The 21,115-nt window shown below is 64.3% G+C and carries 33 protein-coding genes; 11 read left to right on the forward strand and 22 right to left on the reverse strand.

What is annotated here, in order from left to right; translation table 11 throughout:
- The 14 genes from KM176_RS16470 to KM176_RS16535 form a co-directional block, all read right to left on the reverse strand.
- On the reverse strand, positions 1–417 hold the full coding sequence (locus KM176_RS16470; protein WP_160895235.1) for a hypothetical protein: 417 nt from the start codon (positions 415–417) through the stop codon (positions 1–3).
- Positions 417–2,597, reverse strand: a complete 2,181-nt coding sequence (locus KM176_RS16475; protein WP_160895234.1) for a hypothetical protein — start codon at positions 2,595–2,597, stop codon at positions 417–419. The genes KM176_RS16470 and KM176_RS16475 overlap by 1 nt, the downstream gene beginning before the upstream one ends.
- Positions 2,590–3,177 carry a hypothetical protein gene (locus KM176_RS16480; RefSeq protein ID WP_160895233.1) on the reverse strand — a complete coding sequence of 196 codons (588 nt, stop codon included), beginning with the start codon at positions 3,175–3,177 and terminating at the stop codon, positions 2,590–2,592. Before KM176_RS16480 ends, KM176_RS16475 begins: the two co-directional genes overlap by 8 nt.
- A 106-nt stretch (positions 3,178–3,283) precedes the next feature.
- Complete coding sequence (locus tag KM176_RS16485) at positions 3,284–3,640, reverse strand: hypothetical protein (RefSeq protein WP_160895232.1); 357 nt, start codon at positions 3,638–3,640, stop codon at positions 3,284–3,286.
- Positions 3,640–4,074, reverse strand: a complete 435-nt coding sequence (locus KM176_RS16490) for a hypothetical protein (protein WP_160895231.1) — start codon at positions 4,072–4,074, stop codon at positions 3,640–3,642. The genes KM176_RS16485 and KM176_RS16490 overlap by 1 nt, the downstream gene beginning before the upstream one ends.
- 10 nt (positions 4,075–4,084) lie before the next feature.
- Entirely contained in the window at positions 4,085–5,050 is a 966-nt protein-coding gene (locus KM176_RS16495; protein ID WP_160895230.1) for a major capsid protein, read from the reverse strand.
- A gap of 17 nt (positions 5,051–5,067) precedes the next feature.
- The gene (locus tag KM176_RS16500; protein ID WP_160895229.1) at positions 5,068–5,847 is read right to left on the reverse strand and encodes a hypothetical protein; all 780 of its coding nucleotides are present in this window, start codon (positions 5,845–5,847) and stop codon (positions 5,068–5,070) included.
- Complete coding sequence (locus KM176_RS16505) at positions 5,762–6,124, reverse strand: hypothetical protein (protein ID WP_160895228.1); 363 nt, start codon at positions 6,122–6,124, stop codon at positions 5,762–5,764. The genes KM176_RS16500 and KM176_RS16505 overlap by 86 nt, the downstream gene beginning before the upstream one ends.
- A 10-nt stretch (positions 6,125–6,134) precedes the next feature.
- Entirely contained in the window at positions 6,135–7,628 is a 1,494-nt protein-coding gene (locus KM176_RS16510) for a portal protein (protein ID WP_160895227.1), read from the reverse strand.
- On the reverse strand, positions 7,625–7,786 hold the full coding sequence (locus tag KM176_RS16515; RefSeq protein ID WP_160895226.1) for a hypothetical protein: 162 nt from the start codon (positions 7,784–7,786) through the stop codon (positions 7,625–7,627). Before KM176_RS16515 ends, KM176_RS16510 begins: the two co-directional genes overlap by 4 nt.
- Positions 7,752–8,171, reverse strand: a complete 420-nt coding sequence (locus KM176_RS16520) for a hypothetical protein (RefSeq protein ID WP_160895225.1) — start codon at positions 8,169–8,171, stop codon at positions 7,752–7,754. The genes KM176_RS16515 and KM176_RS16520 overlap by 35 nt, the downstream gene beginning before the upstream one ends.
- Positions 8,168–9,715 carry a hypothetical protein gene (locus KM176_RS16525; RefSeq protein ID WP_160895224.1) on the reverse strand — a complete coding sequence of 516 codons (1,548 nt, stop codon included), beginning with the start codon at positions 9,713–9,715 and terminating at the stop codon, positions 8,168–8,170. The genes KM176_RS16520 and KM176_RS16525 overlap by 4 nt, the downstream gene beginning before the upstream one ends.
- A 3-nt stretch (positions 9,716–9,718) precedes the next feature.
- Entirely contained in the window at positions 9,719–9,949 is a 231-nt protein-coding gene (locus tag KM176_RS16530; protein ID WP_160895223.1) for a hypothetical protein, read from the reverse strand.
- Between the two features lie 306 nt (positions 9,950–10,255).
- Complete coding sequence (locus KM176_RS16535; RefSeq protein WP_160895222.1) at positions 10,256–10,663, reverse strand: hypothetical protein; 408 nt, start codon at positions 10,661–10,663, stop codon at positions 10,256–10,258.
- A 307-nt stretch (positions 10,664–10,970) separates the two neighbouring features.
- Between KM176_RS16535 and KM176_RS16540 the strand changes: the two genes are divergently transcribed.
- From KM176_RS16540 to KM176_RS16575, 8 genes are all read left to right on the forward strand, one after another.
- Positions 10,971–11,147 (forward strand): hypothetical protein, encoded by a 177-nt coding sequence (locus KM176_RS16540; RefSeq protein ID WP_160895221.1) that lies wholly within the window; start codon positions 10,971–10,973, stop codon positions 11,145–11,147.
- Between the two features lie 329 nt (positions 11,148–11,476).
- Positions 11,477–12,358, forward strand: a complete 882-nt coding sequence (locus tag KM176_RS16545; RefSeq protein WP_160895220.1) for a DUF932 domain-containing protein — start codon at positions 11,477–11,479, stop codon at positions 12,356–12,358.
- 105 nt (positions 12,359–12,463) lie between these two features.
- Positions 12,464–12,637 (forward strand): hypothetical protein, encoded by a 174-nt coding sequence (locus tag KM176_RS16550; RefSeq protein WP_160895219.1) that lies wholly within the window; start codon positions 12,464–12,466, stop codon positions 12,635–12,637.
- Between the two features lie 3 nt (positions 12,638–12,640).
- On the forward strand, positions 12,641–13,324 hold the full coding sequence (locus KM176_RS16555; protein ID WP_236045346.1) for a hypothetical protein: 684 nt from the start codon (positions 12,641–12,643) through the stop codon (positions 13,322–13,324).
- 98 nt (positions 13,325–13,422) lie between these two features.
- On the forward strand, positions 13,423–13,833 hold the full coding sequence (locus KM176_RS16560) for a hypothetical protein (protein WP_160895218.1): 411 nt from the start codon (positions 13,423–13,425) through the stop codon (positions 13,831–13,833).
- A 97-nt stretch (positions 13,834–13,930) separates the two neighbouring features.
- Positions 13,931–14,170 (forward strand): hypothetical protein, encoded by a 240-nt coding sequence (locus KM176_RS16565; protein WP_160895217.1) that lies wholly within the window; start codon positions 13,931–13,933, stop codon positions 14,168–14,170.
- A 75-nt stretch (positions 14,171–14,245) separates the two neighbouring features.
- Entirely contained in the window at positions 14,246–14,500 is a 255-nt protein-coding gene (locus KM176_RS16570; RefSeq protein ID WP_160895216.1) for a hypothetical protein, read from the forward strand.
- A 103-nt stretch (positions 14,501–14,603) separates the two neighbouring features.
- Positions 14,604–14,900 (forward strand): hypothetical protein, encoded by a 297-nt coding sequence (locus KM176_RS16575; protein WP_160895215.1) that lies wholly within the window; start codon positions 14,604–14,606, stop codon positions 14,898–14,900.
- On the opposite strand, the gene KM176_RS16580 is transcribed toward KM176_RS16575, so the two are convergent.
- From KM176_RS16580 to KM176_RS16610, 7 genes are read right to left on the reverse strand one after another with little or no spacing between them, the layout of a single operon-like run.
- Positions 14,824–15,327 carry a helix-turn-helix domain-containing protein gene (locus KM176_RS16580; protein WP_160895214.1) on the reverse strand — a complete coding sequence of 168 codons (504 nt, stop codon included), beginning with the start codon at positions 15,325–15,327 and terminating at the stop codon, positions 14,824–14,826. The two genes, KM176_RS16575 and KM176_RS16580, sit on opposite strands and share 77 nt — an antisense overlap.
- Before the next feature lie 18 nt (positions 15,328–15,345).
- On the reverse strand, positions 15,346–15,507 hold the full coding sequence (locus KM176_RS16585; RefSeq protein ID WP_160895213.1) for a hypothetical protein: 162 nt from the start codon (positions 15,505–15,507) through the stop codon (positions 15,346–15,348).
- Positions 15,504–16,898, reverse strand: a complete 1,395-nt coding sequence (locus tag KM176_RS16590; RefSeq protein WP_160895212.1) for a DnaB-like helicase C-terminal domain-containing protein — start codon at positions 16,896–16,898, stop codon at positions 15,504–15,506. The genes KM176_RS16585 and KM176_RS16590 overlap by 4 nt, the downstream gene beginning before the upstream one ends.
- A complete protein-coding gene (locus KM176_RS16595; RefSeq protein ID WP_160895211.1) occupies positions 16,895–17,053 on the reverse strand; it encodes a hypothetical protein in 159 nt (52 codons plus the stop codon). Before KM176_RS16595 ends, KM176_RS16590 begins: the two co-directional genes overlap by 4 nt.
- On the reverse strand, positions 17,050–17,892 hold the full coding sequence (locus KM176_RS16600; RefSeq protein WP_160895210.1) for a helix-turn-helix domain-containing protein: 843 nt from the start codon (positions 17,890–17,892) through the stop codon (positions 17,050–17,052). Before KM176_RS16600 ends, KM176_RS16595 begins: the two co-directional genes overlap by 4 nt.
- Positions 17,889–18,434 carry a hypothetical protein gene (locus KM176_RS16605; protein WP_160895209.1) on the reverse strand — a complete coding sequence of 182 codons (546 nt, stop codon included), beginning with the start codon at positions 18,432–18,434 and terminating at the stop codon, positions 17,889–17,891. The genes KM176_RS16600 and KM176_RS16605 overlap by 4 nt, the downstream gene beginning before the upstream one ends.
- Positions 18,435–18,439: 5 nt before the next feature.
- Complete coding sequence (locus tag KM176_RS16610) at positions 18,440–18,973, reverse strand: hypothetical protein (RefSeq protein ID WP_160895208.1); 534 nt, start codon at positions 18,971–18,973, stop codon at positions 18,440–18,442.
- A gap of 187 nt (positions 18,974–19,160) precedes the next feature.
- Between KM176_RS16610 and KM176_RS16615 the strand changes: the two genes are divergently transcribed.
- Positions 19,161–19,646, forward strand: coding sequence for a hypothetical protein (locus tag KM176_RS16615; RefSeq protein ID WP_160895207.1), 486 nt, complete (start codon positions 19,161–19,163; stop codon positions 19,644–19,646).
- A gap of 29 nt (positions 19,647–19,675) precedes the next feature.
- On the opposite strand, the gene KM176_RS16620 is transcribed toward KM176_RS16615, so the two are convergent.
- Positions 19,676–19,867, reverse strand: coding sequence for a hypothetical protein (locus tag KM176_RS16620; RefSeq protein WP_160895206.1), 192 nt, complete (start codon positions 19,865–19,867; stop codon positions 19,676–19,678).
- 69 nt (positions 19,868–19,936) lie between these two features.
- Here KM176_RS16620 and KM176_RS16625 point away from each other — a divergent pair, with 69 nt between their 5' ends.
- Both KM176_RS16625 and KM176_RS16630 read left to right on the forward strand, forming a co-directional pair.
- Positions 19,937–20,281 (forward strand): helix-turn-helix domain-containing protein, encoded by a 345-nt coding sequence (locus tag KM176_RS16625; RefSeq protein WP_160895205.1) that lies wholly within the window; start codon positions 19,937–19,939, stop codon positions 20,279–20,281.
- A gap of 381 nt (positions 20,282–20,662) precedes the next feature.
- Positions 20,663–20,920 (forward strand): hypothetical protein, encoded by a 258-nt coding sequence (locus tag KM176_RS16630; RefSeq protein WP_160895204.1) that lies wholly within the window; start codon positions 20,663–20,665, stop codon positions 20,918–20,920.
- Positions 20,921–21,115 lie beyond the last annotated feature (195 nt).

The following is a 21,115-nucleotide window of genomic DNA, read 5'->3' on the forward strand; positions in this document are numbered from 1 at the left end:
TCAGCTTCCCATCATCTGGTAGAGGTCAAACATAGACTGGCCGCCCTTGGCCATCTTGGTGATGAACCCGAGGCGCCCGGCCTGCATCGCATTTCGGCCCTTCCGCGCAGAATCCCAAGAGGACTGCATCTCGTTGCCGAACTGGATGCGTCGCTCCCGATCGCGCGTCGTGCGCAGCTCCTGCATCATTTCGAAGGTGCCGACCCCTGGCTGATCTCCGTTCGCGGCCATGGCCGTGCGCATAGACCCTAGCTCCGACGACAGGCTCTGCCGCGCCGTGGTGTCCGTCTGCAGCGCACGCGTCCGACCGATGTAGGAATTGATTTCCGAGTTCTGCTTTTCGGCCTTGGCTTGTCCCAGAAGACTAGCTGCCGATGCTCCAGCCCCGACGACCTGCGCTGCTGCTGCTGCTTCCATCAGACCTTTACCTCCTGCCCGAGTGCCAGAACCGTGAACGGCCCCGGGATGTTTTTGATGACTGCCATATCGGGATGGTCACGACGACCTGCCACCATGACGCGATAGACCTGGTCGCGCTGCGGCGGATCAACCGACAGGTCATCCCCAAAGCTGTAGCCGCCCAGGCTCCTGGTGTACCCGTTGGCGCGGATCTGGAGCGCGACCCGGCCCTGCATCGAAACCAGGAAGCGCGTTACCCGCGTCGGACGCATGCCGGAGCGCGGGCTATCCGTGGCCTCGGCCGGCCACGGCGAGACCTCGGCCGAGTAGTTCAGGCCGATCTGCCTCTGGCCCTCGAAGCCCGGGTTCGTGACCAACTCGCCGCTGTCGTTGACCTCGAATTCGCCGACATAGGCCACGCCGCGCAGAATGCTCACGGTGAGCCCGGGCAGGTGCGTCGGATTACCTTGAGAGATGATGACCGAATCTCCGCCGATCGTCAGCTCCTCGCCGTTGATCAGCACCACCGACGGGTCCAGCCCCTCGGACGTGTCCTTGGCCGAGTCCAGGTAGATGCCCGTGTCGAACCGTTCCAGCATGCGCACGGTGCCGGTTGCCACATCGCGATCCACCATGGCCCAGTAGGTGTCGAACATCGGGAAGACGTTGATGAAGGTCCCCTGGGTATCCCACGGCGCGAAGCTCACGGTCTCCTCGCCGAAGGTCGTCGACCAGCTGACTGCAGCCAGCGTGCCGTCCGCGTTGACCACGAACAGGTATTTCTCGGCCTGAGGCGAATTGATGGCCGGGCCGCAGAGCGCGACCGGACTGTTAACCAGCTGGTTGTGATAGAGGGTCAGCGGCGTGATCGACCATTTCAGGTAGGAGCTACCCGAGAGCGTGGCGGCCGAGATGCCCTCGCCGTTGCTTTCCACGAATACCACGCTGTCATCGACCAGGACAGGCGGGATCGAGCTGGCGCCGCGCTTGTCGAACTTGATCGCGTTGAAGGTCGAGGGGGTCAGAACGCCGTTGTCGCGCACGTTCACCCAGTAGCAGCCGCGGTCGGACAGGAGCAGGAGATCGTTGGCGCTGATCGCGTGCAGGAACCGCGGGGAGTCGTCGCCGACCTCGCGCACGATCGCATCATCGTCTTCGGTTCCAACATCGAAGTTCTGGATGCTGGCAGCGTTCGAGACCGCGACCACGCTGGGCGCATCTGGAAAGTCGATCAGGATCAGCCGGCCGGCAACGGCTGTCGCCGCCCGGGGCCAGCCATGCACCTGCGACATTAACTGCTCATCCCAGATGGTCGAGGCCAGAGGGTCGATCTCGGTCACGGCCGTGATCTCCGACGAATAGTCGTCAGAGGCCAGATATTCGTCCGTCTCCGGGCCCTCATAATAGGCTGTCGTCACCACATCGACGGTATTGGCCGACGTGTCCACAGCGATGATGATGCCCTGGTAATTCGTGTCCCGCGATGTGACTGCCTCGCCCACGCGGAAATCGGCTGCGTCGGAGACCTTGATCCTGTAGCTCGGGGGGAGCTTGCTGATCACAGTGCCCTGAATGATCTGGGAGGTCACATAGGCATCAACGCGGATCTCGCGCTGGCCATATCGGATGTAGGTGCCGACATGATCGGCCGTGAACACCGCGGCATCGGCTTCGACGGTGATCTCCCCCTCCCGCGCCGACGGCGTGATTGAGGTGGATTTATTGAAGACCCAGTACGGCTGATAGCGCTCGCCGCCTGGCGCCTCCTCGAACAGCCATTCGTCGATCGACCAGGACCCGCTGCTGTAGACGAGCTTGTAGATGCCGGTTTCGGGGTCACCGATCAGCGTTTCCTGGCGGAACGGCAAAACCCACAGGTTCTCGGCCGCGCTCCACGGCACATCGGTCAGCGTGACCAGCGTGCCGGCGGTCTCGTTCAGGATCAGCGCCTGGTCATCCAGCAGCGCCACGCCAAAGCGCAGCCCGTCCGCCGGTTGAACCTCGAAGATCTTCTGCGTCTGCAGGTGCCGCATGAAGAACAGGCCGGGCCGGGCTGTCAGAACGTTGGTCGCCAGTCGGCGCATGTTGCGGGCCGACTTCACGGACCGCGAACGGATCTCGCTGTCGGCCGCCTCCAGGAGATCGGACCGCGTCTCCATGAAAGAGAAATCCCGCTGCCAGATGGTCTTTTTAGCCACGGCGGAACCTCGCGGCCGCGATGCGGCTCTCGCGATGCAGGTCGTCCCGCTTCCGTGCTTTCGAGGAGACGGTGCGCGCGCGCTGGAAGCTGGCCTCGGCCATCTGCTCCATGGCCGTGCCGCTCTCGTCGTCCATCCGCAAGAGGACGGCCTCCAGCTTCGCACGGACGCCAGCGGCAAAGTTCGCTCCCCAGAGCGCCGGGTCCTGCGAAATAAGCACCTCGGCATAGCACCCGTCAGCGGCATCGAGGTAGACGTAGCTGTCGTCGCTCGACCAGTCGGGGAAGCATCTCCCGCCGGAGTCGTTCAGGGTCCAGACATGGCGCACATGCAGCCCCGCCGACGGGATGCGATAGCCATCCGAGAACCCGAACTTCCCGTCGATCCGGGTCAGCAGGCGCTCTTCGCTGCGGGTGAAATTGTAGTGCCCGTCCTCCAGCTCTGCCTCGATGATCAAGGGCCAGTTTTCGAGGAGCGCGAGGGCTTCCGGGCTGCCGTCATATGGCGACGACAGCTTTTCGACCCCTTGGGCGGTGAGGGCGGCATTCATGATGCCGAGCATGGAGAATGTGTTGGCCATGGCCGGACTATCCCGGCGGCCTGGGGCTTCTCACATGCACGGCACGAAAAAGGGGGCGCCCGAAGGCACCCCCTGGACCTGACCCTGAGATCCCAGGGAGGTTCGGTCAGGTCGTCTCGTCGTCGTCCACGATGTCGATTTCGGCCAGCTTGGTCTCGATGACCTTGATGACCTCCGACTTTTTCATCTGCTTCTCGGTCTTCACGCCGAGCGAAACCATCATCAGCTTCAGGTCCTGCAGATCCATTTCCGCCAGCTTCGGCGCGCTCACAGTCGCCGCGGTGGCGGTGGCCGAGGCCTCGGGCTGGATGCGGTACATGCCGCCCGAGTGCCGGATGTTGTGGATGGCGGTCTGGTAGGTCACGGTCTTCGCGCCGGCCTTCTCGATCGCCGAGTATTCGGCCTTCTGGGTTGCGTTCGGCTTGAAGTCCGGGTTCGCCTCGATCTTCACCATCTTGGGCATCAGCAGATCTCCTTGGTGATGAAGGCGCCGAACGTGATCGAGGGGCTGGTGCCCTCCACGTCCAGGTGCAGGTCGATGTACTGGAACGCCGTCTGCTGGCGCTCCGTCCGGGCCCGCATCACGTAGCGGTCACCGGCGACGGTATCGACGGTCTCGATGGGGACGGTGCCAGCGTCGCCCAGCTCCAGCGTGTCGAGGATCCGCGCATCCGACCGGTCGGAGACGTTCGAGCCCACCAGGCGGAAGGTGTAGGTTTCGTCACCGGCCGAGACCTTGCAGGCCTCGATATCGATGACGCATGCGATATCGGTGATCGCGGCGTCGCCCTGGTCGTGCTGGGTGCCGATGTAGGCGTCGGCGGTGACGGCGGCCAGGCCGATTTCGCGCTTGATCAGGCCAACGGCGGCGTCGATCGCGAAAGTCTTGCTGCTCATGATGCGCTCCTCACTTCACGATTGCGGCGTTGGTGACCGAGGACATGCGCAGGGCCGAGAACGGGTCCTCGACGCAGATGCCGCAGTCATGCTCGATATTGACGCGCATGTAGACGCCGTCCTGCAGCAGGCCGAAGTCGGTCACTTCCATCGGCGCGGTTTCGAGGCCGCAGACGCCGTCCTCGCCGAAGCGGACGACGTAGATGGACGAGGTCACGGCCGAGCCGCCGCCATAGGCGACTTCATCGAACGGGATGAATTCCCCGAAGGGCGAAATCCCGTAGCCCGTGAAGATCGGCAGGTCGCCGTAGCGGGTGATCGGCCGGCCCATCTCGTCCTTGTCGAGGGTGATGTAGCCACCGATGTTGGTGTCCCGCTGCGCGGCGGCGAAGCGATCCTTGATGGCCTTGGGCATGATCAGCGCGTTCGGATCGTTCACCAGGCCGATGGCCCGGTCCAGCTGCGCCAGCGACAGCGCACCGCCGCCCGAAGCCTCGCTGTTTGCCAGGATGCGGCTGCGGTAGTTGGTGCCGTCCACCGAGCCGCCCACGGCCGCCAGGCGCGCCTTCAGGCCGGTGTATTCGCGCGGCGACGATTGGTTGTCGCCGTCGATGAAGGTGTCAGCCCAGACCTTGGCCTTTTTCTTGATCGACATGCGTTCGTCGATCGTGCGGCGGCCGGATCCATGGCGGCGCACCAGCGCGCGGTCCACATCGACGTTGCCGGCGATCGGGAACACCTGCTCGACGCGGTCGTTCAGCAGGCCGTGGCCTTCTCCGGGCAGCTCGTTGATCGCGCGGAAGCCCATGTTGTCGGGCAGCGCGGCCTCTTCCTGGTAGCGGTAGACGCCGCCGGGCGCGGGCTTGAAGGGGAGAAGGGACATGAAGTCCAGCATCTCCGGGAAGAGTTCGATGATGGCCCGACGTTTGTCGTCCTCAGCGAAGGTCTTCGCGTATTCGATCAGGGTTTGAACCATTGGGGGTTATGCTCCTTTCAGCCGCGTTCGTTGATTGCCGCGAGACGCGACGACCCGAATTTCCCCGTCATGTCGGCCCCGGGCTGGGAGGGCTGAGCGGACTTCATACTGCGGGGGTTCAGGAGGGTTTCGAGGGCCCGCAGCGTCTTGGCGCCGTAGGTCATGCCCTTCAGAGCAGCGGCGAGATCGGCCGGCAGCTTGGCGTCGATGGCGCGCTGCACGGTCGCGACACGCGCGCTCCGGGCTGCCTCATTCCCGCCCAGGGTCTCGAATTCGGCGGTCTGCGCGGCATAGGTCTTGGCGAACTTGGCCGCCTCGTATTTCTGAAGCAGACCCATGACCTGTCCGCCGGCCGTCGCGGGCATGTTGTTGTCTTTCAGGAACTGGCCCAGTTCGCCGACGATCGGCTGCATGGCCTCGTCTTCCAGGTCGATGTTGATCTCGACGCCCTCGGGAAGCTCGATGCCCAGATCGAAGTCCTCCGGCAGGGTGAAGTCGTAGTTGCCATCCTCGGGCACGGTGGCCAGGGCTTCATCCCGGCGCGCGAGATCCGCGACGAGGGCCTGATAGTGCTCGCCGAAGCGGGCAATGTCGGGCTCGCCGTCCGTGCGGAAATCGTCGCCGATGAAGGAGAAATCGGGGGCGGCCGGCGGGTCTGCGGGCGGATCGCCGGCGCCCGGGGCCGCGGGCGGATCGCCGGCCGGCGGGGGATCACCCGCGCCCGGGGCGCCCTCGCCCTCCGGGGCCCATACCACCATGGGCCGAAGAAATTGCATCCAGAACGGTGTCCGTTTCATCGCTCATAATCCTCCTGAGATCGAGGGCGATGAAACGCTGGGCATTGATTGCATCCAATGCACGGGGATCTGCGAGCGGATCGAGGATGAAAAGTGTCGTCGATTTTTCCAGCAGATCCATAAGGATAGCACCGTCGTCCGTATTCAGCAGCCGCTGCACCGTGCGTAGGGCAGCGCGGGCGCGCGTCCGGATTTCAGGATCCTCATGCTGCAGGAAAGGGCGGAGGTATTGCAGGATCGGTCCGCTCTTGGCGAACATGGTGGGCAGCTTTTCCATGCCGGTCTCCTTATTGCTGGGCGCCATCGACCGGCTGCTGCTCCTTGCGAAGCACGGTCAGCTCGTCACCCGAGGCGCGGACGATGTTCTTGAAGGTGTTGACCGGGTCGATGAACGAGCCCACCTGGTCCTGGAAGACGCTGAACGCCATGTCGAGGTTCGACCGCGCCACCATCACCTGGTCCTGGTTCTGGGCCTTCTGCATGGGCGAGATCGGCTGCAGCGTCAGGATGTGGTCGTTCAGGGTCAGCGTATCCTCGAGCTCGCCGGCCTCGACCGCCAGGTATTCAAAGCGCTGCACCAGGGGAGCGATCATCTCGGTCCACAGCGGCGCAGAGGGCTTGCCGAGCCGCTTCTGCACATCGCGGCGCTGATCAGCCCATTGCGTGGCCGAGGGAGGCGTGTCGCCCTTCTGGCGCGGGCCGTCCTGGTAGAAGGCGCGGCGCAGGCGCTCGGTAAAGCCCTCCTCGGTGTAGAACCCCATGTCGAGGTTGGCGCCCTTCTGCAGCTCGTAGATCTGGTCGCGCGTGAACCCGCGGCTGGCCGGATATGCGGTCCCTGGCACCAGCCCTTCGGACATGTCGAGGAACCCGTCATCCGGGTAGATCAGCGTGTTCTGCAGGGAATCATCGAGGTTGGTCAGCACCACCTCGTCGATCTTGTCGAGTGTGCGCATGTCCGGCAGGGCCTTCCATCCCGCGCCGCGGCCCCAGGGGCGCCCGACCTGCGGATTGAACCGGCCGACCAGCAGCGGACAGGTCCCGTTCAGATCCCCGATGATCTCGGCCTCCATGACCCCGATTTCGTCGACCGTGATCTCGGCCTTCCACATCGGGCGGGCCGGGTCGGACCAGTCGACCCAGAAGCCCCAGCAGACCTTGGCAACTGTCCCGGGCTTGCCCATCTTCGCGGTCAGCCGCGGGTCGCTCAGGTCCACCTCCCAGCCGGCGAAGAGCGCCTTCAGCGTGTCGGCTGCGACCCACTGTTCCCGGAAGCGATCAAGCAGCCCCATGTAGCCCGGCGTGATCAGCAGCTCATGCGGCGGCACCGGCTCGACATAGACGGCCTGCTGCATGTGCCCCTGCTGAACCCACAGGGCCGGCGTGCCGTGAGAGGCCGCCTCGAATCCCCATTGAGGTGCGATATCGTAATAGTTCGACGCGCTGATCTTCTCGGCCAGGAACTGCTCCCGCCCCTCCACCATATCCTTCGCGCTGTCGACCATATCCTCGGGCACCGGCGCCGTGACGAGGAAGTTCGTCCACATTGCTTCCGACGGGGTGAAGAAGTTCACGAAGTCGCCGGCCAGGTCCGTGGCCAGCTCCTCGGGCAGCGAATGGAAGGTCTCGGCTTCCGTGATGGTCTTGGAGTTGCGTCTCGAGAAGTCGTTCTCCCGCTGCGGCGCGCAGAAATGGAAGATCTCCTCGATGTAGGGCCGCGCCGCGTCACGCCACCGCTTTGCGGCAGCGTATCGCGTGCTGAAGTCCTTGGAGGGCTTCTTCATTTGGACCTCGAAAACATCGACGGCAGCCCATAGACCGACGCGACATCCCCCTGCAGGTCCTTGGCCGTGCTCTTTGCCGCCTTCAGGCTTTCGGCATTGGCGATACGGCGCTGGCGCAGGCGGTCAGCCTTTGCCTCCGGGTCTTCTTTCGGTGTCATGGATGATCTCCGCTCCGTTTTTCAGCAACATGCGGCGCAGGCCGCCCGGGCCGAATGCACGTCTTCCGACCAGGTGCGCGCATTGGCTCGCGCAGTTCATGCCGAGATGCAGGGGAACGCGCAGCTGGCGGTCATCCGGCGCGATCTTGAGGATCAGCTGGCAGGTCTCGAGCCGGGCCACCATCTGGTCCTCGACCTCGTCGTGCAGGTGCGTGATCAGGATGCGCGTTCCGGCGCCGCGCGGGTCGAAGAAGATCCAGGTGTCGTCTGCCGTGTACCCCCAGGCCTCGACATGACCGAAGATCGTCCGCAGCGACGCACCTGCCCGCAGGTCCCGAAGGCTGGCCGGCGCGTGGAAGCCGAAATACCACTCCAGGACCTTCATCCCCGCTCCCTCCGCAGGTTCGGACGGGACCGCTTGTTCCGCACGGGCTTGGGCCGCTCAGCTGCCTTGTTCGCCACCAGCGCGCGGCCCTCGCCCCCGCCCAGCAGCCCGTTCTCCATCGCATCGACGACGTGCGAATAGCTGTTCTTGACCGGGCGCGGCGAATAGAGGCCCGGGCGCCCCTTGATCTTGGCGTAGTGGTAGCCCCCGGCCATGCCCCGCTTCAGGATGGGGCACCGCGTCGGGTTGAGCTTCAGACCCACCCGCTTTTCCAGGACGCCCTCCACGGTCGAGCGCCGCAGCTCTGGGTTGTTGTCCGTCGTCGCCGGCATGACCCGCATTCCGTGCGCCAGGAAAACGTCGAACGCGGTCGTCTCGGTCGCCTGCGTCCCGTCGGCGCCCCGGGGATCGCCCCAGAATTCCACCTCCTGCCCCGGATACCACCGCGCCAGGTGCGCCTTCACCCGCGGAGCGAACAGCTGCGCGCTCTCGTTGTCGCCGATCAGCTCCGAATGCGCGGTCCAGAGGCCATTGGCGTGCTGCAGGAAGACGGCGGCCGGGTCGCGGCCGAAGTCCAGCCCCACGACGATCGACAGCTCGCGGATCGGGTCCATGTCGGCCGGGTGGACGTGATCGACCTCCGAGAACGTCGGATAGACCGGCTTGCCCTCCATGTGCAGGCCGACCTTGTTCAGCACCCGCCGGTCGATCCAGCTCTTCGGCTTGCCCTGGATCTTCTCCAGATAGGTCTCGCGCAGATTGTTCTGGTTCTCGGCCTTCGGGTTGCGCCGGTAGACCGGCTTGCCGTCCTTGATCTCCTCGATCAGCCCGGGCGGCTGCACGAAGAACACCCAGTCGGCCGGCTTCTGGTAGGTCAGCTTCTCGTCGTCCGACATCTCGGCCGGCAGCGGAATGTCCCCGCGCATGTAGGGCACCCAATGCCCCTCGACCGGCGCGTTCATGTCCAGCATCCCGCCGAACCACGTCGCCCCGGGCCCGTTCTTCATCGACGGATACCGCGCGCACCGCGACAGCAGCTCGTCGATCACCGCCTTCTCGAAGAACTGCCCCTCGTTCACGAAGAACCCCGTGATCTCGTAAGAAGCCAGCACGCTCTCGGCCACATCCGGATCCGGCAGCGCCAGGAAGATCACCTCGCAATCCACGCGCGTCCCGTCACCCGACGGATGCGGCCGCGGCCCGCCCTCGCGAACGTCGATCAGCTTGTGGAACATCGGCTCCGACCGGATCAGCGGCCCCCAATACTCCTCCGGGAACCAGTCCAGCCAGGTCTTCACCGTCGTCTCGCGCAGGTTCTTGTAGGTGTCCCGCGACACGATCCACCGCGTCCGCCGCACCCCGTCCAGATCTGGCTCCTGCTCACAGGCCATCGCCCAGATCCGCATGAGCGATGCCGACGACGTGCCAGACCCGATCGGCCCCTGGATCAGCGCCATCTTCGCCCGAGACCAGAAATAGTCCTCCAGCACCGCCCCGTCCGGGATGTAGACCTGATTGCCCCGCGGAGTGACAGGAAGCGCCATGCCTCAGTCCTCCTCGGTCAGGATGCGGAACTTGGCATCTTCCATCGAGCCGACCAGTTCCATCATGCCCATCCCGCAATGCAGATGGTTTCGAACCTCGTCACGACCGATGGAAAAAATTGACACACACCGCTGCGGATGGGAACGGGCAAATTCCAGCGCGTCCTCCAGCAGCTGGATCACATCCTCTGCCATCGCGTCCTCAATCGTCGCCAGCGCTCTCAGCTCTGCCATCTCACATGCTCCCGGGATCAGAATTCTCCCCAGGACCATCAGGCACACCCGAAAACCCTCACATGCACCGGCAAAGGTCAGATAATATTTTTGAATTTTTTCAGATGATTAAGCTGCCGCGAGGGGGGAGGTCGACTAACCAAATCGCGCGACCGATTTTCAACCCCACCCCCCTTCGATCGAGGCCCCCACCCCCCTTTCCCGGGAGCGGAACATATGCGGAACATGACCCCGCAGAGGTCTCGCGGCCTGCCTGTTGTGACGCGCATTCATCACAACAGATCACGCAAGACATTGATACCTTTGCTATTCTCCTTCGTGATCACCTGATCCATCATCAGAGGACACCGAGATTTCGACCACGCGAGAGCCTGGGCGCACAAACTCGTAACCCCCTGCGCCACCGTTGTTTATCTGCACCGCGACAGCCGGTCCGGCGGGCTCGCGCCTGAGAAACTCGACCATTCTCGCTCTCACCTGCTTGTTGTCTGTCTGGTCGAGGAGTTCCCTTGCGACCTCCAGGGCGCGGGCTTCATGGACCTTTTTCATGGTCTCGATGCGCTGGACGTATTGGGCTTTGATGTCGTCGAAGAGGGCTTGGACGTGCGGTTGCTTGCGGGCCTTGTGGATGCCTGCCTCCGACATCCCTGCTTCGCGGGCACAGTCGGCCCACGGCTTCGCCGTCTCTACCTTGAGCTCTAGTGCTTTACGCACCTTGGGGCTTATGCGGCGCTTACGGGGGGCGGGGGCGCCCTCTTGTGCTGTCTGTAGCTGGGTCATGTGTGGACGGTACGAGAGGGGGGAGGGAGGGGGGAATGCACGGTGGGGGAGCGTGGGGCCCTCTGTGTCGGGTGCTGGGCTGGGGCTAGGGCCGGGCACAAGCCAGAGGGGAACATTTTTTTACATCCCCTCATTGACGGCGGAAAGCGAATCTCCTACCTTCTGTCTTGTCGGGACCGAAACCCTGACCCACCGCCCGGACCGAAACCCGGGCTTCCCACAAAGAACCGAGGATCCACAGATGACCATCGCCAAGACCATCGAGACCGCCCGCCAGCACCTGACCAACGGCAATGCGGGCGCCTATGCCCGGATCATGTCGGGCGCCGTGCGGGCCGCCGCCTCCGACCGGGCCGCCAACGCCTACCGCGCCGCGATGAAGGCCGACGGGTTCGACGCTCTCGCCGCCCAGGCCTGACCTACTGGTGACGGCCTCCCCCCGGGGGCCGCATCCAGTGCGCCAGGCACTCCCTTGGTCCGAAACCCAGGGGCTTCCCACAGAGAGAAGGGCTTTCCCCCATGTTTATCCTGCAAGCGCAGATTGATGGCGCTTGGGTCGATCAGCACGACGACCCGCGCCCCTATGCTCAGATCAACCTGTTCGCCGCCCCCCGGGGCGCGTGGACCCGGCTTCGCCGCGTTTGACCTACCGCAGCGCCGCCCCGGGCGGGCGGCGTCACCGTAGGCCAGAGCCTGCGCCCCGGTCCGAAACCCGGGGTTCACACCACAGAGACAAGGAACCACCCCATGAGCTTCCATCGTTACATGCGCGGAATGAGCAACGGCGGCGTCATCTCGGCCCGCACCGGCGAAGTCCTGAGCAATGAGGAACTGCAGAAGGTCGTGCCGTCGATCTTCGCGACCGAGGCCCACGAAAGCCGCTCTGCGCGCTTCGCGCCGATCCCCACCGCTTCCGTGCTGGACGGCCTGCGGGCGGAAGGCTTCGACCCGTTCTTCGCGCAGCAGGCCCGTACCCGCATCGAGGGCAAGCAGGAGTTCACGAAGCACATGCTGCGCCTGCGTCACCGCAGCCTGGCACGGGCCAATGGCGAGGCCTTCGAAGTCATCCTGGTGAATGCCAATGACGGCACCAGCTCCTACCAGATGCTGCCCGGGTTCTTCCGCTTCGTCTGCGCCAACGGCCTGATGGTCGGCGACACCTTCGAAGAGGTGAAGGTCCGCCATACCGGCGACGCGGTGCATGAGGTCATCGAGGGCGCTTATCGGGTGTTGGAAGAGGCGCCGCGCGTCACGGCGCAGGTAGACGCCTTCAAGGGCCTGACGCTGAACCAGGACGAACAGCGGGCCTTTGCGGAGGCCGCGCATATCCTGCGCTTCCCCACCGCGCACCCCGAGCAGATCGAAGAGGCCAAGCCCGCGCCGATCACCGCTGAAATGCTCCTCCGGCCCCGCCGGCGCGATGACCTGGCCGAAAATCTTTGGACCACCTTCAACGTGGTTCAGGAAAACGTCATCCGTGGCGGCCAACGCAGCCGGGTCCGCGACGCCAACAACCAGATCCGCAACGTGTCGTCCCGCGCGGTGAAGGGCATCGACCAGAACAAGGCGCTGAACCGGGCCCTCTGGACGCTGGCCGAACGCATGACCGAGTTGAAGGGCGCGGCCTGACCCACCGGTGACCGCCCCCACGCGGGGCGGCATCCCGTGGGCCATGCCTACGACGCCCGACCGAAACCGGACGAGATCTATCCCACAGAGACAGGAGGACGACCCATGCCCGTGACCCGCTACGATTATGCGACCGGCTACCGATCGCGCGAGGCGGCCCAGGAGAGCCTTGAGGACGGATTTGCCTCTGGCGACGTGATGGAAGGGGAGCGCCCCCGCATTGAGCCCTATCGCAACGCGCGCGGCCTGCGCCGCTACAAGATCACGCTGGAGAGCTGATCCATGCAGCTGGCTTTCTCCTTCATCGCAGAGCGGCCCATGCGCGTCCTGGTCGCGTGCGAATGCTCCGGCGTGGTGCGCCGCGCCTTCGACCGCCTGGGGCACGACGCCTGGTCCTGCGACCTGAAGCCCGCCGAGGACCGGAGCAACCGGCACCTGGTCTGCGACGTGCGCGACGTTCTGGCCGACGGCTGGGACCTCATGGCGGTGATGCACCCGCCCTGCACCAGGCTCTGCAACAGCGGCGTGCGCTGGCTGACCACGCCGCCCCCAGGGCGGACCCTGGCCGAAATGTGGCAGGAGCTGGACGACGGCGCGGCGCTGTTCTCCGACTGCTGGAACGCGCCAATTCCCCGGATCGCGGTCGAGAACCCCGTGATGCACCGCCATGCGAAAGAGCGCATCCGGGGTTATGAGCCCTTCGCGCAAACTGTGCAGCCCTGGCATTTCGGGACCGAGGAGGACGGGCCGGACAATGAGCGCAAGCGCACCTGCTTCTGGCTGAAGGGCCTGCCGCCCCTGAAGGCAACCGGCACCCTGGACGGCACCACGGCGCGCGACAGCGTCCACAAGGCCAGCCCGGGCGCCAAGCGCGCCACCGAGCGCAGCCGGTTCTTTCCCGGGATCGCCGACGCCATGGCGGCACAGTGGGGCGGCTACGCCCATAGCGCCGCGCTGGCGGCCTGACGCATCGCCTGCGGCCCTGCGGGGCCCCAGCACCATGCGCCAGCATGACCAGGCCTCCGAAACGGCCTGATAGACCCCACAGAGAGAGGGAATTTCCCATGTCAAACTTCTCGGAACACCAGGCAGAGCAGGACGCGCTGACGGCGCGCTATGATGATCTGTCGCCCATTGGAAACCTGGCCCATACCCTCGGCGCCGGTATCAGCACCTGCGAGGACGAGGCCGCCGCGCTGGCCTATTGCGCAGAGCGTCAAGACAAAATGGATGCCGCCGAACTGCGGATCTTCGACGAAGCCCGCGCCGATGCAAACGAGGATACGGCGCGGGCCATGCTCAGCGAACAGGAGCTGGCCACCGTTCTCGCTGCTCTTCGGTTCTACCAGGAGAAGGGCATGGGGGACCCGGAGAACCGGAGCGACGCCATCCACGAAATTGCCACCGACTGCGGCAGCTGCATCAGCCTCGACGCGAGCGGAATTGATGATCTTTGCGAGAAGCTGAACTCCTGACGCACCGGCAGAGGGGGCGCGCCGGTTATGCCGGCAAAGCTGCGCCCCCTTCCCCGTGCGACCGAAACCGCACGTCCACAACGAAAGGAACCCTCCCATGATCAAGCTCTATCTCTTCGCGCGTGGCCGCTGGTCGCCCTGCCACTATGTCGCCTCTATCACCGCGGCGCCGGCGCTGTCCGTCCTGCTGTGCCAGGAGCCCCGCCAGCCCGGGCCGGAGGTGACGCTGGATGCCCTGCGCAATCTGCTGCCCGAGGCCTGCGCCTCCATCCCCGAGGTGACCGGCTTCCGCATCGAGCAAGGTGATTTCGTCCACGAGGAGGACCTGGCGGCATGAGTGGCCGGGGTACTGGTGGCGGCAACCTTCTGGCGGCAATGTGCGAGCAACCTTAGTCCATAGGAGGCAGCACCCATGCTAGACACCCCCGCCGTTCGGAAAATGTCTGACGACGAACTTGCCCAGGCAGCGAGCAATTGTGCCGAGAACAGTATGAACCGCTGGAAAACCGATGCTGAGTTCAAGCGGCGCGAAATGCTGCTGCAACGCGACGTCGCGAAGGCACAGATCAGCGCGACCTGGTGGACCCGGGCATCGGCGATTGCTGTGGCGGTGTCGGTCGTTGTCACTGCACTGGGCATTCTCATTGAGAGGTTCGCCGGGCAGTGATAGTGCGCCCTTGCCATCCCCTTGCGGGGCCGAAACAGGCAAGGGCGCGTGTCCCACAAAGAAAGGACGAGGGGGAACCTAGATCCCAATGGAAACTTTTGCAATGAGAACCGCTCAGGAGATCAGGAGCTTGGACCCGGAGGCGCGCGGCGCGCTGCTGAAGGACCTGGCCGCCGAGGTGTTCTCCGGTCCCGCCCTCGTCAGCCGCCTCACCGAGGCCCTGGACATCACCCGGCAGAGCTGGGCGCGCTGGCTGCGAGAGCCCGACAAGATCCCGGCCTGGCCGATCCTGCTCTTGCAGGAATGGGCCTTCCGGAAGCGGCTTAGCGCGGATCTCGGCCGCCTGCCTTTCGACGCCGATCCCGCTCGTTCTGGAACCGACGCCCCCGACGTCCCGTAAGGCTGCGGGTGTCGCAGATCATGCGCATGGTGACCGGCGGAAGCTCTGCCGGTCTCAGCACCACGTCGAAGCCCAGCGTGTTCGCCCAGATCACGAAGGTCTCCAGGTTCGGCACCTTGTCGCTGTCGTCCCGCTCGATCTTCGCCAGGTGATCCTTCGTCAGGCCGGCGGCGTCTTCCACCTCGGCAATGTTCAGGCGCAGATCTTCCCGGCGCTCCCGCAGGAACCGGCGGGCCGCGTCGAAGGTGGTGGCACGGAAATCCATCTGCACCCGGTCATTGATGCGCGGCGGCACGCTGCCGGAACTGCGGATCCTCGCACGCATGCCGCAGCCCGCCTCGGGGCACCGCACGATGCAGGAGCCCTCTTCCACCGCCTCGATGACCCAGCCCTGTTCTTGCGCGAGCTTGAGGAATTTCTGATCCATGCGGTTTCCTTTCTCGGCTCAGTCCCAGACGTAATCGGCGTAGGACCGATAGACCATCACGCCCTCGCCGGTCTCGGGGTTCACGGCCCACCAGCGGCGCGGCGGATCCCCCTCACCCTGCCAGCACTGCCACGGCTCCAGCTTGTCAGGCTGGTACTTGCTCAGGTCTTCGTCGGTCACAGCGCCATCTCCTCTTGCGCGGCCAGGTCCCAGAACCGCGCCGTCGGCAGGTGGCACCCGACCATGGCCGTGGCCAGCCGCCCGTGCCGGTTCTTCCGCACGATCAGCTCGACCTTGTTCTTGCAGGCGGCCATGTCCGCTTCCCAGTCCAGCTGCGCATCGACGCTGACGCTGCCGTTCTTGTCCAGCTTGGGGCCCTCGCGCTCCAGCCAGTATTCCTCACGGTGGCAGAAGATCACCTGGTCGGCGTCGTTCTCCAGCTGGCCGGTCTCCTTGATATCCGAGAGCATCGGGCGCTTGTCGTCGCGATAGCCGATATCGCGCGAGAGCTGCACGAGGCCGATCACCGGCACGCCCAGCATGCCCGCCATGTGCTTCATCTGGATGGAGACCTCGGTCATCATCTCGTAGCGCTTGCCGCCCATGGCCCGGGCCAGCTGCACGTAGTCGATCACCACCAGCGACAGCGGCGCGCCGGGCCCGAATTCCCGGTTGATGCGCCGGCAGGCCGCATGGATCGCCGGCACGTCCCGCACATGCTTCGGCACGATGCGCAGCGCGCCCTGGGCCGCCTGCAGCGCTCCTTCGGACCAGGCGCGGAAATCCTTCTCGGACATGTTGCCGGCATCACGCAGCGCGCTGTAGGGCACCCGGGAGAACGACGATGCGATGCGGGTGGCCAGCTCGCGGTGCGTCATCTCCAGGGACACGAAGGCAACGCCCTGGCCGCCCCGGAAGGCGGCGTTCTTCGCGATCTCAAGCGCCACGCTGGTTTTCCCCATCGAGGTGGCCCCACCAAGCAGGCAGAAGTCTCCCGGCGCCAGCCCTTTCAGGATTTCGTCCAGCGCGCGGATCCCGGTCTTGAAGAACGTCCGCTTGCCCTCGTAGACCTCCCGCGCGTCGGCGACAGCCTCCGTCATCGCCTTCAGCAGCGACACCGAGCTTTCCTCGTCTGCGCTCTCGGGCAGCGTCTGGAGCGCATGCATTAGGCGCAGCGCGACCTCCTGGGGCTCTGCCCCACCGGACAGCCCCTCCTGGGCTTGGAACGCCATGTCCGACAGCAGGCGCCGGCTGGCATCCGTCACCACGGCCCGGGCGTAGTGGCGGACCGAATGCGGCCCCACCCCGGCGCCGGCCAGCCGGGCCAGATAGGACGGTCCGCCCAGTTCCTTCAGCCCCTCGTCATTGGCCAGGGCCATCTTCATGGTCACCGGGCTGGCCAGGTGCCCCTTGGCGACCCGCCCCGTGATCCCCTCGAAGATCCGACGGTGCACCGGGTCGCAGAAATGCTCGGCCGTCAGGAAATCGCCCACCTGGTCCAGGCTGTCGTTGTTGACCAGCAGCGAGCCCAGCAGGACCTGCTCTGCCTCTGGCGTGTAAAATTCCGTCATTTGCGGTTGCCCTTGTTCTTTGTGGCTTTGGCGATCAGGGCGCGCAGCAGGCGCGTCTCGATCTGGATTTTCTCGCCCGCGTCCCCGGGGACCTGTTTCGAAAGCCCCTCGATGACGTTCAGGTAGGTGTCGATCCGGGCGAGAAGGTCGGTCATCGCACCACCGGCTGCCAGCTCGGCGGGTCGAAGCGGCGCGCGCGATCGGCGCGGCTCACCTGCTGGGGATCTGCCATGCCCTTCAGCACGTCGTCCTCCCAGCGATCATCGTTCAGCCAGCCCTGCGGATGCTTGGCCGAGGGGCGGAACTCTCCCGCCCGGGGCGGCGAGGACAGCCAGCTGGCGTAGAGGCGGGCGCCGCGGATGATCACCTCGGCCGGGGCCCTCTTCACCGCCTTGGCGAATGCTTTCCGCGCTGCTGGCTTGCCGGCCTTCTTCGGATAGGCCTGCCAGAATTCTTCGAAATGCTGATCCTCGGTCGGCGCCGGTGGCGCCTTATCCCCCTGGTCATCCCCTGCGAACAGATCACGCTCCCCCTGAGGGGGTTGGGGGGTATTGGATGGTTCAATGGATGGTTCAATGGATGGTTTGGGTGAATCTGGTTCACCCCTACCCGTGAACGTGGTTCGCCCCTCCCCCTGAACCAGATTCACCCCGTGAACCTCGTTCACCCCTTTTTTGCGAGGCCGGCCACCGCCTTTTGTCGCGATCTCGGGCAGCTGTTTCAGCACGTCGATGTTGATCCGGTATTCGACCGTATAGCCGTGCTCGCAGGGCCTCTGACCCACCTGCGAAACCAGCGCGTCAGCTTCCAGCTCGCCGATCACCTTCTGGACAGAACGCTTGCTCAGCTCCAGGTGCGCGGCAGCCGTCGCTTTGCTCATCCAGATCCCGCTTCCGTCATCGCTGGCGCGATCCGCCAGGTACAAAAGGACGGCCTTCTTTGTCGCCGAGCCGACGACCCGCCATTGGGCAAGGGTGTGGACGAAGTTGCTCATTTACCTGCTCTTTCAGTGAAATGTTCGGCCCCGAAGAGGCCTCCTGTGGGCACGCTCTGCGCCGCCCGAAGCGTCGCGCAGCCGAAATCCCAGATCGCCAAGGCATCGGCCTCGTCATCCGAGCGCGGCCGCCAGCCCAGCTGGTTGCAGCGACCGATGACCCGCTGCTTGATCGCATCCCGTGCCGCGCGCGCGTCAAGGCCGGGGAAGTCCTTCGCCACGAGATGCTTCCCGAGGAAATGCTTCCGGACGGACTGGATGCGCGCCTCACGCACCGGGATGCCCATATCTGCCACCGTGCCCGTGACGCAGGCCGCCAGCCCGATCAGGAAGGCGCTGGCCTTGGGGCCACCGATGGCCGCCTCGTAGAAGACATGATCCGGCTCGTATTTCTCCAGGAGGTGACGGGTCACCTGCATGGCCTTGGCAAACCGGGCCGCTTCGGACTTGCCCCGTTTGCCAAGATCAATCGTTGTGGCCCGCGGGGTTTTCCCCGCGAGCCCGAAGGCGACCCCCGTAGAGGTCGCGATATCGAAGGCCATCACCCTCACTTCTTCGCGCCGCCGCGCTTGCCCTTGATCGGCGTGACCTTCGTATCCTCGGTCTCCAGCTCGGCCAGGTGCGCCTCGAATTCGGCGGCCTCTTCGGCCAGCTCGGCATCTCCGGCGGGCACTTCGTCGCCCATCGGGATCTCGATCTCGTCGTCATCCCCTTCGCCCCAATCGGGATCCGGATCGAGGTCTTCGCCGTCCTCCTCGAAGTCGGCCGGATCGCCCAGGCCCAGCTCGCCGGTGCCCTGGCCCTGCACATGCGCCTCGACCATCGGCAGGCCCATCTTCAGCGACCGGATCACGTCCATCGCCTTCTGCTGGCCGTTCTTCTTCGGCAGCTTTTTCACGATGCTCTTCAGCCAGGAGAAGGCCTGTCCGTTCATCCCGGTCTCGTTCAGGAACTCGGTCAGCTTCGCGGCGCTCTCGCCAGCATCGCTCTGGCGGGCGTATTCCTCCCCCGAGCGCGCTTGGATCTGGCCAAGCAGTTCGTCGTGACCGAACTCGGGTTCGGAGTTAATCGGATCTTCCATCTGGTGCTCCTTTCAGCTGATGGGTGTCGGATCTCGCTCCGACGGGCGCCTGGTGACGACATCCAGTTCTCTTCACCGACCACGGCTGAATGTCGTCGTCGCAGCCTCAGCGAGCGGCTGAGAAAGCCCAGCGGTCGGTATTGCATTTTTCCGGGGTTCTGATTTCCTCGACCCAGGAGGACCGGGGATGAAAAGAATCGTTCTGGCATTGGGAATTTCGGCGGCTGCCGCTGCACACGCCGAGGACTCCAGAAAGATCGGAGCTTGGAACTACTTGCCAGATCAGCAGGGCGAAATTTGGGAAACCATGGCTTCTGAAATACCCGCCTGCACAGGGGCTTTGGACCCCTCGGCTGTATTCGCCTTCACTTGCGAAAAGGGTGATCTCAATGTGGTAATCTCCACGAACTGCAAGATTCCAGCATCCATAGGAGATCGAATCCCAGTAACGATCGGATCTGATAACCTGAGCAAGAAGCGCCAATATAATATGACGATCACTGCCGAAAACACGTTCACTTCTGGAGGTGGATTTGGCCAACTGATCGCACAGCGGCTGGCAACCACCCATTATGCCCATGTTTCTGTTGGAGGTGCTGAGATGACCTTCAATTTCTACGGCCTGGACCGCGTCATTCTCGAGACAGACAACAGCTGCCTCCATTTCTACTGACGACGATCCATACCCCACCACCTGACACCTCAGGCATTCGACAAGTAGGACATGATCTTGCCTCTGGTGGACGAGCGAAGTTCGCGTCCGCGCTTGAGCGTCGTGACCAGCGCGGTATCGTTCAGCGCCAGGCGCCCGAAGTCCGTCAGGGTGATGCCCTTCGTCTCGCAGAACTTTTCGATCTTCTCGATGAGATCTTGCTCAGGGATGGTATCGAACATGACGCCCTCTCGCTGGAAGTTTCCAGTTTTGTACGCTGGGGACTTCCAATTGGTCAAGGCGCTTCTAAGTTGGTAAAAACCAACGTTATGGAACAACCTGATATGTCTGCAATTTTAGCAACCAACCTGCGGGCTCAGATGGAGCGCCGTAGCCTCAGCATGGCACAGCTGAGCAGGAAGGCAGGCACCAACGATACCGCCGTCTACGACATTCTGAAGCAGAGGACCCGCAGCCCGAAGCTCGACACGATTGCGAAGTTGGCGGACGCACTAGAGGTACGTGTCATTGACCTGCTGACCTCTGGAGATCGTAGTGCTGCCGAGCAAGAGATCCTGGCCATTTTTGAGCGGCTGAGCCCTCAGGACCAACAGCGACTTCTCCTCACTGCAAGGGCGTGGAAATCGACCTCCTAGGGATCTTTCACACCCCGAACACAGCTGATGCAGCAGACCAGCACACAGATCGAGAATGACGCCGCCCGCCCGCTGCCCACCCGATGCTCGGACTCAGCGGGCGAAGCAATTCTCCCGAGAACACTTGCTAACCCAACAATATGAGCGTCAGAGAGCCCCGACAGGAGCGCCCTCATCTCTCGTATCCGATCTTCTTCAGATGAATTTTCCAGCATCACCAGAGGCATAGCACTGCCGACTGGAAGTTTCCAATTTTTTTCTTGATCACTGGAAATTACCAACGCATATTCACCCCACAAACTGGAAATAACCAGCGAGTCGGGTATGAAAATGCAGAATGGCAGCACGCATCCAGCACCTTTTGCACAGGAGGTCTTCAGCGTGGACCCGTGGACCGTTTCCCGCGACGTGATGCAGGAACGCGGCCACCGGAAGCTGAATTTCTTCGCAACGCACCAGGAGCGGCCCGAGATCATCGACCTCGACGTGAGCCCCTATGAGGAGCTGTCCGTCGAGACCTTCAAACGCATGGTGGATCTGGGCTTCCCGTCGGGCGGCAACAGCCCCCTGCGGGCGGACCAGATCGAGCTGATGTGGTGGCGGAAGTTCGGCATCAAGCCGGATCAGCCCGCCGCCTGACCCGAATAGCGCGCTGTCCCACGAAGTCCCGAGCGCGCTATGCCCCGGCCGGTTCCATCCCCAAGCGCCGGCCGGGGCCCCAATACCCCCGCACCCTTTGTCTGCCTCGTAAGCGGGGGCCAGCTGGGGCGCAGGAGGCGCGTATCTGCCCGGCGCCGAATGTGCCCCAGCACCAGCACTCACCGAGCGGTCGAC

Source organism: Pseudooceanicola endophyticus (assembly GCF_018760365.1).
Lineage (GTDB): Bacteria > Pseudomonadota > Alphaproteobacteria > Rhodobacterales > Rhodobacteraceae > Pseudooceanicola > Pseudooceanicola endophyticus.